This is a genomic window from Belliella filtrata (assembly GCF_022549775.1).
GTDB lineage: Bacteria > Bacteroidota > Bacteroidia > Cytophagales > Cyclobacteriaceae > Belliella > Belliella filtrata.
The window spans coordinates 1-13189 of sequence record NZ_JAKZGP010000087.1 but is presented as its reverse complement, the minus strand read 5'-3'; the positions used below and the strand labels follow the sequence as shown (position 1 = coordinate 13189).

Sequence of the window (13189 nt, the reverse complement as noted above, 5' to 3'; positions counted from 1 at the left end):
ATTTAATATAGCGGCCTTTTTTGTTAGTTTTACAATAGTAATATTTAGCTGAGGTAAAGATAAGCAAGGATGCCGTCCTTTGCCAATTCTTTACCTCTTTTCTTAACTTGACAAAGTAGGGTTAATTACTTGTAGAAAATATGTTCTGATTTTTCGTAATTGATCAAATGCAAAAATAAATTTTATGTTACTAGCAAAGCTACGTATGTCCAAATAAAACAAAGGGGAGCTTAAGTGCTCCCTTTATTTTTCTTTTTTAATCTGCCTTTTTCCTCTTTTGAGATTTCGAATCCATATCTGGAATATGTATTGGGCTTTTGTCTTCGGCAAGGATGTGTTTAGTGCTTGGGTCAAACAAAATTTTGTCGTAGTGAAGAGGGAGCTTAAAATTGCCCTCTTCGTCAATGATTCCAAACTTCCCGTTTTTAGAGGCTAAAATCACGTCGTGGTTTTCTCTTCTGACCAAATCAAACTGGGGGCTTGTGATTTCTTTTCCATTTGTATCCAAAAGGCCAAACTTACCATCGTTTTCTATGAGGTAATAATTGTCAGGCAAAAGAGATATTTTCTCATAAGATAAATCTGACACCCTTTCACCGGAAGAGTTAAGCATAAAGCTTTTGCCGTCTTTTCTCACTATCCCCAAACCTCTATGATAATCTCTAACTTCTTCAAATGAAAATGCTTCATTGAAGTTTCCTTGTCTATCTATATAAACCCAACTTCCATGGATTTTTGCAGCTGCCAATCCATTTGAGAAGTTTTTGACTTCTTGGAATTTGTTTTCGATAATCCAATTTCCAGATTTGTTGATAAAGCCAAACTTTCCTTCCTTAGAAGCAGGGTAGAGGTTTTCATTGCCTGGCAAAATTGCATCTACCCCAGTCACAGGGCTTACTTCCCAGCCAGATGCTCCAAGAAGACCTACTTTCTTTTCTCTCGTGAACACATTGTACCAGTCTTTTCCAACTGATTTCACACTCTCCATCCCCGCCATGTCTAGTAGAATGCCATCATTTTTCATCACTCTTCTTAGTTTTCCATGGATGTACTCCAATAGCATATTGTTTTCATAGGTGATTTTATGATAACTCGTATAATTAACGTCAGCTTTTTCTTCTCTTCCTTTGATCAACATGTATTGATTCCCATCATATGCATAGAAATAATCTCCCTCTAAGTGTGTGATCTGATCTATGATAGGAGCTAAGATGTAGCGACCTTCTCTGTTGATCAGTCCGTACCCACCTGCTTCTTTTGAAAGTATGAAGTTTTCATTTATTTCGCGGAGATCTTGATATACATGGTCAGGCTTATCCGATAATGGGAGAAAGTACCCAGCTTGAGATTTTGCGATTACTTGACCATTCAAGGCTAGCTTTGCATGATCATACTTGCCAATCATTTCATTTGACCTATTGGTCCTATCATAGACCCAATATTGGTCTCCTTTTCGTGCCAAAAGTCTAGTGTAAAATGTTTCAATTTCATCATATTGAGCAGGAAGGATTTCTTCTCCATACTCATGAAAGGCACCGAGGCCACTTTGACTTTCGATAATGATCCATGGCTCTGAAATTTGTCTTACAGCATGTCCTTTCAAATTCAAAAATGGCCTGTAATCTTTGCTCAAAAGGTTAACCTGATTATCAATCGTCCCAATCCTAATTTGATCACTTACAAAATTGATGCTCTCATGAACAATTCTTGATTGTAGAGAAAAGTCCTGATTGTAAATTTCCCACGTTTGGGAATTGCTATTGTGATATGTAAAAATCCCAACTCCCAACATCCATAATTTCAAGCTATTTCCAATTTTCATAATATGTTAATCTCAAAGTCCATTTAGCGGTCTTTACGTATTGTAAGATTTATTTAAAGATTTCCGAAATATAAGACCTTGTATTAAGATTTCTTTATAGTTGAGTAAATTGTTTTTTCCTAACACAAATGTTGCTTTCTACATTTGTACAAATAGAGTTTTTGAGTTTGGGGGGAAACGAACTCACTAATTCCTCAATTGAATTATCTGGAGTTGTGATTCTTGAGCTTTAGGTATGAAAAATCGGGAATGAATTTTCTTAAAAAGGGTAAATCTTTAAAAGTGTTGGTGTGAAAAAAGCCACATTACCGTGCATGACGGGAATGTGGCTTTTTATATGGTATCAAATCAAAGCGTTCCTTGCAGTTAAGCATGATTTTTGTCGTGGTCCTTTTCTAAATCAAACAAGTCGGAAAGCACATCAATCATCTGGTCAGCCTGATCTCTTTGACATGCAGCTTTAAGTTGAACTACTGGAACTTTTAGTATTTTCTGCATCATGCTTTTGGTGATTTTTTCAACCATAGCCTTTTCTGCATCATTGGCATTTTTTAGAAAACGCTCCATTTCCTCAGTTCTTATTTGTTCTAAGGCATTTTTGAATTTATTGATGGTAGGTGATACCATCATTTCTTTTTTCCAGTTATAAAATTCATCAATGCTTTCTTCAATGATTTGCTCAACCATTGGTATTGAAGCTATTCTCTTTTCTAAAGTCTCAGAAGCTTTACTTTGAATGTTGTCTACATTGTAGAGCAATACGCCTGGAATTTCCTCTACGGATGTTTCTATACTTCTCGGTACCGAAAGGTCGATAAATAGCTTGTAGCTAGGAATCGATAATTTATTTACCAAAGATTTTGTAATGAAGGGTTCTGTTTTTGAAATCGATGAGACGATTACATCGGCATCTTTCATCGCTTCAAGGGCTTTTTCAAAAGGAATAGCCTCAAACCCATGCTCTATTGCAATTGCTTCAGCTTTTGAATATGTGCGATTGGTTATAGTAACTTTGGCATCTGGCATATGCACCATGTTTTTAGCCACATCTTCACCTATCTCACCTACGCCAATCAATAGTACTCTAGGTTCATAAGTGTTTGACGTCAATTCACCCATAAGTTCCACAGCGGCATAAGATACAGAAGCTGCTCCGTCTCTGAAAGCTGTTTCTTGAACGACTCTTTTGTTGGTGAAAAATATAGTATGCATCAAACGATGTAAAAATGGACCTGCCATATTTAAGTCAGCTGATGCTTGATAAGCACGTTTTACTTGATTGGAAATCTGCATGTCTCCAATAACCTGCGCTTCAAGCCCCATAGACACTTTGAACAAATGCTGTATAGCATCTCTATCGTTGTTGAAAATGTCGAAAAAATTTAAATAATCAATTATGCTAGTAATACCCTTTTCCACTCCTATAAGCTTCACAATCTCTACACTGAGATCTAGCTCATGCGAATAGTAAATCTCAGTTCTGTTGCAAGTAGATAGGATAAGCGTATCTGTGATACTGAAAAAATCCTTCAACTTAACTAAAATTGAATGAATAGAAGCTTCATCTAAGGCTATGATCTCCCTGATTTCCACAGGGGCACTTTTGTGCGATAAACTTACAGCTCTAAACTTATTTTGCATCTCTCGTAATTTTCGGTACAAATTTAATTCATTAAACAGAGCAAAAGAAAATTTTGATCTATGTTAGGTTAATTTAAAACCTGTCTAAATAGCGGTGCCTGAGTTCTCTATTTAAAAACAAAGATCGGATTTCTTGACTTCTAAATCCAATATTATTAACTTATCACCGATAGATACGATCTATTTGTTGTTTTTAGATTTCTCCTTTTTAATTAAATGTTGCTTTTATGTTGTATCGAAAGATTTCTTTTTGGCTTAAGCGGTATTTAGAATTTTCACAGAGAGAATCCAGAGAACTCTTGCTGGTATTGCAAGCAGTAGAATTGCTTTGTTCTATACCAGTATTTTACAATTACTTTATTTCTCATGAGAATAAATTTGATTTGGAAAGCTACCAGTTTCAGATCGATAATTTGTAAGCTACGGAATAGTTGAAAGTTTCCTCTTTACCTTATTAGAAAGATGAATACGAAGTTAGCGTAAAGTAAGCCAAGTGGAATCAGCGAAGTGTCTAATAACAAAATGAGCTTTGAGGAGGCTGAGTCTCTTGTCTTGCAAATAGTCCTTGGTATGGGGCAGATTATGGCTAGTAGGATTGTTAAGTTTAAAGAAGCATTGGGTGGGATGAACTTTAAGGAGCAATTGATGGACGTGTTTGGAATGAGTGAAGAAGTGAATGAAAGGATTTTTGAATATTTTGAGTTTACGACTGGAATTCATACTTATATAAAAATTAATCACGCTGAGGTACAATACCTAGCAAAATACCCTAACATAAATTATGGATCAGCCAAGGTAATAGTGGCTTATAGGCAGCATCATGATCCTTATAAAGCTCCTGATGATCTGAAGAAAGTAAGGATATTTACAGATCAATGGATTGAAAAAAATTGCGCCTTATTTAGAATTTTGAACGATATTTTTATGATCATTGAAAAGAGATTTTGCTTGAAATGTGGAGATCCAATTCATGGGAGATCCGACAAAAGATTTTATGACGATGCTCGTAGAAACGCCTAAAATAATATACACCGAGAGGAAGCTAACGACTGTGTGAGAAAAGTATACAAACAGCTGCGAGTAAACAGGGAAATTCTTGAAAAGATTTTTGCAAATGGATTGGGCAAGGTTCGTGTGCCAAGGGTAAAGCTACTCCAATTGGGATATAATTTTCTATATCATACCCATACCATGGTCAATTATAAAGGTACGCAATATGAATATTGTTTTGATTATGGTTATATGGTTTTGCGCAAAGATTGAGGTTTAGTGCTCAAAAATGTATTTGAAGAATAATGTGTGAATTGTTAAAATTATGAAAATGAGTATGATACGAGGTTTATTGAAGAGGCCTCGTTTTTTTTTTAACTTTTTTTCACATCTTCATGCAACCAAATCGAACCCACCTGTATCTACCTAATTGAAAGACGAAAAAAATGTTTGGAAATAGAACTTTTAGAAATGAGTATGAAATCATCGAAGGATGTCGAAAGGGAGATCGAAAGGCCCAAAGATTCCTCTATGATACCTATTCTAAAAAATTCTATGCAATCTGCCTAAGATACATCAAGGACAGGGATTTGGCGGAAGATGTATTGGTGGAGTCGTTTATGAAGATCTTTGAAAAAATCAATCAATTCGAGTCCAAAGGAAGTTTTGAAGGATGGATGAAGAGAGTAATTGTAACCCATGCATTGTTGACTTTGAGAAGCAATAAAAATTTGCTAATGGAAGTAAACTTGGAGCCAGAGCATGAATATGCACAGTCTAGTTACGAACTCAATCAACTTGAAGCAGAGGAACTGATGAGCCTGGTCACCAGTCTTCCGACTGGATATAGAACAGTTTTCAACCTGTATGTAATAGAAGGTTACAGTCACGCGGAGATTGCAGACCTTCTAGGAATTAGTGAAAGTACTTCCAAATCCCAATTGAATAGAAGTAGAAATTTGCTTAAGCAAAAAATAGCCGAACAAGAACTTAAAGAAAGGAGAATCAATGGCTAATCAAGATAAAAAAATGGACGGAGTGTTCAGAGAAATGCTCCAAAATCATGAAGTAAAGCCTTCATCATTAGCATGGGAAAAGCTAGAAAGTAAATTACCCGCTACTGATGCTAAAAGTCCTTATCCCTTTATGAAAATAGCCGCATCGATATTGCTGATTGTTGGATTGGGATATGTAAGCTGGTATGTGTCAAATGATTTTGTCTTGCCAAAAGAACAAATGGCGCATCAAAAAGAAATAGATACAACTTCTACCACGATAATTGATCAAAGAACATTGACTGAGATGCCTAATGAAAAAGAGATTGAAACTGAATCCGAAAAAGAAGAAGTCACATCTGAAAAATCAGATCAAGGGACTCAAGGTAAGTTACTTGCAGATAATACAAAGCCAGTAATTGATAAAGTCAGTGAAGACCTGGATAAGGAAGTCAAAAACATCGAGCCAAAAATTGATAAGATAGAAGATATTAATCTACCACAATTGGATCTACCACAATTGGATTTAAATCAATCAATTGCTTTGGCAGAAAGTCAAAAGATAGACGAAGAGCCTTCTTATAGAGTGACTATCAAGAGCTCTGGATTGAAAGAGGAGCCTACAATGCCCGCAAAGCAAGGGCTGATAGATGATATTGAAGATAAAGTAGAAAAAATAGGTGGTTTGTTGAATAAAGTAGATCAAGGATTTGCGGAGCTGCAGGACGCAAAGAACAATCTTTTTGCATCAATTACCACAAAGAGAGAAAGAAGTAAATAAGCATTTAGACATTTGAAACATATGAAAAAATATTTGTTATTGTTCGGCTTGATGGCTGTGGTTCAGTTTGCTTTTGGTTCAAACTTTAGCAACCAACTTGCAGCAAATGATAGTATTATCATTGAATTTGGTAAATCAGGAAAGATTGTGTTGCTCATTGAAAGTAAGGAAGATTTTGATAAGCTCAAAGCTATGGATGTAAATGAAATCATCCGTCAGTTAGATGTAGAATTGAACAAAGAAACAGGAGAATGGAACATTGTAGAGCATAAGACTAAAATAGGTAATAGAGAAATCGTGACAGTGAAGGAACAAGGTCCAGAAACAGAAGTGACAGTAGGACGTGTCAAAGTAATCGTAGATGAGTCTGATGGTAATACCAAAGTGAAAGTTGAATCTACAGACAGGAGGAAGAAAAAAGAACCTGCATTTAAGACGGATTTTAACATAGACCTGGGTATCAATTCCTATTTAAACGAAAACGGAGACTTTCCTTCCTCAGCGGACCCATTTGCTACCAAAGGTTGGGGAAGTTGGAATGTGGGGCTCAACTGGATGGCTTCTCAAAGAATATCCAAAGGATTCTATTGGGATTTTGGACTAGGTTTCCAATGGTACAACTTCAAGTTTGAGAATAGGGATTTTCAAGCTGTCAGAGGTGTAGATGAAATAGATTTCATTCAAAGAACAGATGTCAATGGCTTTAAAAGTAAAATTTCAGCATCTTACTTGACAGCTCAAACGCTCCTGAAGTTGGATTTTGGAAGAATGAATGACAATGGACACAAAGGAGTGAGAATAGCAGCGGGACCATATATTGGATACAGGCTAGGCGGTAGAAGTAAATATGTTTATAGAGAACTTGACGGGGGAGGGAGACGCAAAGAAAAGCTTAATACTGGTACATTTCTGAACAATTACAGGTATGGACTTAGAGGTGAAGTCGGAGTAGGAAGGCTCAACTTCTTTACTACTTATGATCTCAATACCTTATTTCAGGAAGGTAGAGGTCCTGAACTGAATCCAATCACTTTTGGGATAATTTTCTAATCTAGTACAAACTAAACCAATACAAACTATGAAGAAGCTATTGTTTATCATGGCACTAAGCCTTATAATTCCAACATTAGGATTTGCTCAAGAAGAGGAATTCGAACAGCAAAATGTTGTCAAGACGAAGGATTTTAAATTATTTGGCTCTGACTGGCATTATGAGAAATATGAAAACAAACATTGGTCACTTACTACCAATGGTGAAGATGTACATCTCAAAGGCAGAAAGAAAAGAAGATATGAACGCTCATTAAATTTTGACTTAGGGATCAACACTTGGGTGGAAAATGACCCAACTCCACAGGTGAAACCATGGGGAAGCTGGACAGTAGGGATCAACTATCAGCGCCAATATAAATTTGGTAATAATTTCTCTTTAAATCCAGGCTTAGGGGTGAATTGGTACAATTTCAAATTTGAAGATAGAAATCTTATCGCTGTACGTGAAGCCGATGGGATTGGCTTTGAGCAGTTCACCGGCAATGGCGTGGGTACAAAGTCAAAAATCACTTCATCTTATGTCAACCTAAGTTTGATCCCTACAATTCATTCCAACAATGGTAAGTTTAGATTTGGTGTTGGGCCATACGCTGGTTTCAGATTAGGAGGAAGAGGGAAGTTTGTTTATGATGACATTGATGGTAATAAAAATAAGATTTTCGATAGGGCAAATATGTTTGCGAATAATGTAAGGTATGGAGCCAGGGCTAATTTAGGAATCGGTGGTACAGACTTCTTTATAAGCTATGATTTGAATGACTATTTCATCAAAGATAAAGGTCCAAGAGCCAATGCCATTAGTTTCGGTATAACACTATAATCAAAAAAAATATGAAAACAGCATTAAATACATTAATAGCATGTTTGTGTTTATTCACAAGCTTGGAAGTAAGTGCCCAAAGGGAGATATTGATAGATACCCAGCGTACTTTTCAAGGAGTCGAAACGATTGAAATAAGAAGCGGAGGGCTTGAAATAGTATATGCAGGAGATGCTTCTACCGCAACAGTAACAGCTGATGCATATCTTGAATCAAATCAAACCAAACAAGATATTGTATTTGTACAAGTAGGGAATGTTTTGAAAATAACCTATAAAAATGAACAGTCGAATGTGACCTGGGGCAACAATCAGACAAAAGGACATGTCAAGATCAAAGGGCCTGAGCAAATCAACCTTGTAGTCCAAGGAGGATCGGGAAAAATTGACGTTACTAATGTTTCTTCTAACATCACTCACTTTCAAATAGGGTCAGGAAGAGCAAATTTGAGTAGGATAAAAGGTGATGTCGAATTGAGTATGGGCTCAGGTACTGTAGACTTGAAGCAAGTCAATGGAGATGTGAATTTCAGGGGTGGTTCTGGTCGAGCGGCAATAGCTGAAGTTTCTGGTGATCTTAATGTCTCTTTCTCCAGTGGATCTTTTCAAGCTGATCAAGTAGCTGGTAAAGTCTCCCTACAGTTGAGTTCGGGAAATGCAAAGCTTTCCAAAATTGGTAGTATAGAAAATGTAAGTGTAAGCTCTGGATCATTTAAAGCAGAACAAGCAGGCTTAGGTGAAAACCCTAATTTAAAAGCAGCATCTGGAAGTATTAAGATCAATACCAATTCAAATATTGAGGGTTACAATTTTAATATGAAGGCAGCTTCAGGGTCTATAAAAGTAGGTAATCAAAGAACTGGAAAAAGTCTTCAGATCAATAATGGAGCCTCTAAAACTGTAAATGGAACTGTGAGTTCAGGGTCTATAGCCATTGAGAATTAATTTTTCAATTTTCTAATGAAATTCTAATTTATTTTCTAAACAAATTCAAATGTGAAGCCGTTTGACCCTCAACGGTTTAGCTAAATTCGTTAACTAATTTGTTTAAAAGTAAATTTCTAAATCATGAAAAAAGGAAAAATTATTTTAGGATTATTTTCAATTGGTCTATTTTTTTACAGTTGCGAGCAATCTAAAGAGAAGAATCAAGATGAAAAGGGGTATGCAAATGAGAGAGTTCAGGAAGTTGTCGATCAATTAGGTCTAGTTTATGTAGAAGAAGGTGCTACAGACATCATCACTTATGATGAAGTGATTGCAGCTCAAGAAGCATGGTGTAAAGCGCTAGTGGAGATTGGTAGGTTGAAAGAAGAAGGTGGGGATTACAAAGCCTACGCTGAGCAAGTTTTGACTGATGCATACAATTATGACAAAGGGAAGGTTTTTTTCAAACCAACATTGACTCATGGAGATCAAACTTTCAGAAATACTAAAGATGGAGCATTAGCCTATTTTGTAGGTGGGGATTCCAAATACCCTAATGATAAAGGTTTTGCGCTCAATCCTTGGGTAAGTGCAAGATTTGAAAACACAGGAGGAAATACCCAAGGTATTCAGATATATGGATCAGTAGCCATTACCATGGGCAACGTCTGGGTGATGGATAAGGAAGGTAATGAAGTAATGGTGGATAAAACTTGGGTTTTCAAAAAAGGTGATGATGGAAAACTGAGGATCATCGTTCATAAATCTTCTTTACCGTACAATCCAGCAAGTTGATTTTAAATAAATTATGCTTCAAAAAGTTAGGTTTACATGTAAGAGAAGATTTTAATCTATCGTGGTTAAAAAGCTTTTAATGCTAAAAGTAATTTCTCTAATGTGAATCTAACTTTTTTTGATTTTTTTCAATGTATAAATTATAGGTTTAAAAAAGAGGGTCACGCAGCTTTTACTTGGGGGAATAGCTCACTTCCATATGGGTTAACCTAATGCTTAATTGACCTTTCAAAAATGTTTTGACGCTGACTTTGGGAAAGTTGCTATCATGTTGTTATTGGTGTATTCAGAATTTAACAAGTTATTGTGAATGACAAAGGCTATTTTTACTTTAACCCACATTGCAGGTTTTAGTCGAAAAACATAAAAATTCAGTTTATTTTCCGGTTTTTGCCTTCCAATTATCCGTACCCCCCTACGGTTAAAGTTTTTCACGCTCTCCATGAAGCCTTCTTTTGGTTTGTAGTACACAGAGGGTATTGGATTTTGGATTTAAAGACCAGTACTTTGCTGAATGTATTTCAAGGTCTCTTTGCGAAAACATCCCCAGTCAGGAAAGCTGAGCGGTTATTACCGTTTGGTGGAGAGTTACCGCAATGCAGACAACAGGGTATGCCACCGTACCATACTGAATGTGGGCTTCATGGAGGATGCCAGCCCTGAGCAGCTCAACAAAATCCAGAAGCACCTTAGCGATAAATATGAACAAAAAACCTCTCTTTTTGATCAGGAGGATGATATTGTCGTCAAACAATATGTTGATGATTTTTGGCAGCGTATCCTGTCATCCCAAAAACTTGACATCAAGTCACCGGAGAAGCTTTCACGCATGGTTGACATGGACACGCTCCAGCACAGCAATGCCCGGGAGATCGGAGCGGAGAACATAGCCTATCAGACATGGGAAAAGCTGAATCTCACACCCTTGCTGCTATCAGTCGGCTTCAGTCCCGAACAGGCCATGCTTGCTGCCACACAGGTTGTAAGCAGGGCTGTATATCCTGCCTCCGAACTGAAAACCGTGCGCTGGGTAAAGGAAAACTCCGCAGTGTGTGAATTGACGGGATGCGACATGGAAAAAGTGACCAAAGACAGGCTTTATAAAAGTGCCCTGGACTTGTATAAAGTCAGGGATTCAATCGAAAGCCACCTGTCCCGACGCACCAACGAGCTGTTCGATCTGGAAGACAAAATCATTCTTTACGACCTGACCAATACCTATTTCGAGGGGGAAAAGCGGAACAGCCAGTTGGCAAAATTCGGCAGGAGCAAGGAAAAGAGAAGTGACGCAAAGCTCGTTGTGCTCGCCCTGGTGGTGAATGTTGAAGGCTTTATAAAGTATTCCTCCATCCTGGAAGGGAACATGGCAGACAGCAATACCCTGTCGGCCATGATAGATAAACTCGCATCCCATACCTGCCCCAGTCCGGCCGTGGTGGTACTTGATGCCGGCATAGCCACGGAAGAAAACCTCAAACTCATCCAAAGCAAAGGTTACAGATACCTCTGCGTAAGCCGTACCCGGCTGAAAGATTACAGCTATGTTCCGGGCAGGCTTACCACCTTGCTGGACACAAAATCAAAACAGACCATCAGGCTGAGATCGGTCTCCACAGAAAAAAACACGGATTATTACCTGGAGGTCAAAAGCCCTTCCAAGGAGAAGAAAGAGGAAGGGATGAAGCTCCAGTTTGAAAACAGGTTTGAGCAGGAACTCCAAAAGATCCACAATGCACTGCACAGCAAGGGGGGAATCAAGAAAGCCGACAGAGTCCACCAGCGTATAGGCAGGGCCAAAGAGAAATACCCCTCTGTCCAGGGATACTATGACATTACAGTAAGCAGTGATGCAAAAACAGGGATAGCCACAGAAATCACCTGGGAAAAGGACACGGAAAGGCATCGGGAAAAAAATGAAAGCCTTGGTGTCTATTTTCTGCGGACGAACCTGAATGTAGAGGAGGAGTACGTAGTCTGGAACATTTACAACACCATCAGAGAAATAGAAAACGCCTTCCGTACCCTGAAGACAGATCTTGACCTAAGGCCAATCTACCACAAAAATGACGATGCCACCATGGCACATCTCCATCTGGGGATATTGGCTTACTGGCTGGTCAATACGGTAAGACACCAGTTAAAACACAACGGTATAAAAAGCTGCTGGACAGAAATAGTCAGAATAGGGAATACCCAAAAGGTAATTACAACTTCGGGAACCAACACATACGACAAAACCATTACAACAAGAAAATGCACGGTACCCAACAAAAATCTAAAGCAGATATACGATATCCTCCAAACCAAATACCAGCCATTTACCAAAAGAAAATCCGTAGTACACAAACCGGAAACTGAAAAAATTTAACCCCCTAAAAAACAGCTACTTCTGAGCGGTTAGCTGCAATGTGGGTTAAGTCTTATGCTATTTTCGGTAAGTATATTGGCTCAAAATAATCGAATCAATACCCGAGAAAATATAGGTTGGTACAATGCATTTGGGACATTTAAAGTGTCCGATAAATTTGATGTTCATTCGGAGTTTCAAATCAGGAAGTCTGATTTCATTACTGACTGGCAGCAATTTTTGTTGAGATTTGGGGTGAATTATCACTTAAATGAGCGAGTGATGTTTAGAGCTGGTGCCGCATGGATAGAGACTTTCCCCTATGGAGAGGTTCCAGTTAATGTCTTTGGGATGCAGTTCAGTCAATATAAGACATTTCAAATGGTGAGACTTATCCAGTATGAGGGTAGGCTATCTATTCACCATAGGTTTATGTTGGAGCAGCGTTTTGTCGGTAGGTTTGACTCTCCAAGCAGTGCATCAGAAGATGACTTTTTATATCAGGATAGGGTAAGGTATATGCTTAGGACATATTTGCCACTCAATAATCCACAGATCATAGATAGAACATACTACTTGGTATTTTTTGATGAGGTGTTTACAGGTTTTGGAGAAAATGTAAATGCTAATATTTTTGATCAAAATAGATTGGGTTTATTGCTTGGGTATAGGTTCAATAAAAATTTGAGGATAGATGCAGGATATATGAATCAAATCATTCAGTTTGGAAGACAAATTAATGGTCAGAATATCTTTCAAACCAATCATGGATTTATGATCAACTCAAACATAAATATAGACTTGAGGAAATATAAGTAAAGAACTCCTTGAGTCTAAGCATATAGGGTAAGCTTGCACCTACTTAAAAAGACAACCTTAATTAAATGAAGGGTTAACCCTACTTTGTCAAGTTAAGAAAAGAGGTAAAGAATTGGCAAAGGACGGCATCCTTGCTTATCTTTACCTCAGCTAAATATTACTATTGTAAAACTAACAAAAAAGGCCGCTATATTAAATAG

At 37.6% G+C, this 13189-nt stretch carries 12 protein-coding genes; 10 read left to right on the top strand and 2 right to left on the bottom strand.

What is annotated here, in order from left to right:
• Positions 1-256: 256 nt before the first annotated feature.
• A complete protein-coding gene (locus MM239_RS19475; RefSeq protein WP_241350001.1) occupies positions 257-1822 on the bottom strand; it encodes a WG repeat-containing protein in 1566 nt (521 codons plus the stop codon).
• A gap of 366 nt (positions 1823-2188) precedes the next feature.
• Positions 2189-3463 carry a glutamyl-tRNA reductase gene (gene hemA, locus MM239_RS19470; protein WP_241350000.1) on the bottom strand — a complete coding sequence of 425 codons (1275 nt, stop codon included), beginning with the start codon at positions 3461-3463 and terminating at the stop codon, positions 2189-2191.
• A 507-nt stretch (positions 3464-3970) separates the two neighbouring features.
• Here hemA and MM239_RS19465 point away from each other — a divergent pair.
• The 10 genes from MM239_RS19465 (at position 3971) to MM239_RS19420 (ending at position 12989) form a co-directional block, all read left to right on the top strand.
• On the top strand, positions 3971-4483 hold the full coding sequence (locus MM239_RS19465; protein ID WP_241349999.1) for a ComEA family DNA-binding protein: 513 nt from the start codon (positions 3971-3973) through the stop codon (positions 4481-4483).
• A 33-nt stretch (positions 4484-4516) separates the two neighbouring features.
• Positions 4517-4726, top strand: coding sequence for a hypothetical protein (locus MM239_RS19460; protein ID WP_241349998.1), 210 nt, complete (start codon positions 4517-4519; stop codon positions 4724-4726).
• Between the two features lie 173 nt (positions 4727-4899).
• Complete coding sequence (locus MM239_RS19455) at positions 4900-5469, top strand: RNA polymerase sigma factor (RefSeq protein ID WP_241349997.1); 570 nt, start codon at positions 4900-4902, stop codon at positions 5467-5469.
• Complete coding sequence (locus tag MM239_RS19450) at positions 5462-6229, top strand: hypothetical protein (RefSeq protein WP_241349996.1); 768 nt, start codon at positions 5462-5464, stop codon at positions 6227-6229. The genes MM239_RS19455 and MM239_RS19450 overlap by 8 nt, the downstream gene beginning before the upstream one ends.
• 21 nt (positions 6230-6250) lie before the next feature.
• Positions 6251-7279 carry an outer membrane beta-barrel protein gene (locus MM239_RS19445; RefSeq protein WP_241349995.1) on the top strand — a complete coding sequence of 343 codons (1029 nt, stop codon included), beginning with the start codon at positions 6251-6253 and terminating at the stop codon, positions 7277-7279.
• A 28-nt stretch (positions 7280-7307) separates the two neighbouring features.
• Positions 7308-8102, top strand: a complete 795-nt coding sequence (locus MM239_RS19440; protein ID WP_241349994.1) for an outer membrane beta-barrel protein — start codon at positions 7308-7310, stop codon at positions 8100-8102.
• An 11-nt stretch (positions 8103-8113) separates the two neighbouring features.
• Positions 8114-9046: a DUF4097 domain-containing protein gene (locus MM239_RS19435; RefSeq protein ID WP_241349993.1), complete on the top strand. Its 933-nt coding sequence runs from the start codon at positions 8114-8116 to the stop codon at positions 9044-9046.
• A 123-nt stretch (positions 9047-9169) separates the two neighbouring features.
• Positions 9170-9823, top strand: a complete 654-nt coding sequence (locus tag MM239_RS19430; RefSeq protein WP_241349992.1) for a hypothetical protein — start codon at positions 9170-9172, stop codon at positions 9821-9823.
• Between the two features lie 514 nt (positions 9824-10337).
• Complete coding sequence (locus MM239_RS19425; RefSeq protein WP_449495064.1) at positions 10338-12191, top strand: IS1634 family transposase; 1854 nt, start codon at positions 10338-10340, stop codon at positions 12189-12191.
• Between the two features lie 54 nt (positions 12192-12245).
• Positions 12246-12989 (top strand): DUF2490 domain-containing protein, encoded by a 744-nt coding sequence (locus tag MM239_RS19420; protein WP_241349990.1) that lies wholly within the window; start codon positions 12246-12248, stop codon positions 12987-12989.
• Positions 12990-13189 lie beyond the last annotated feature (200 nt).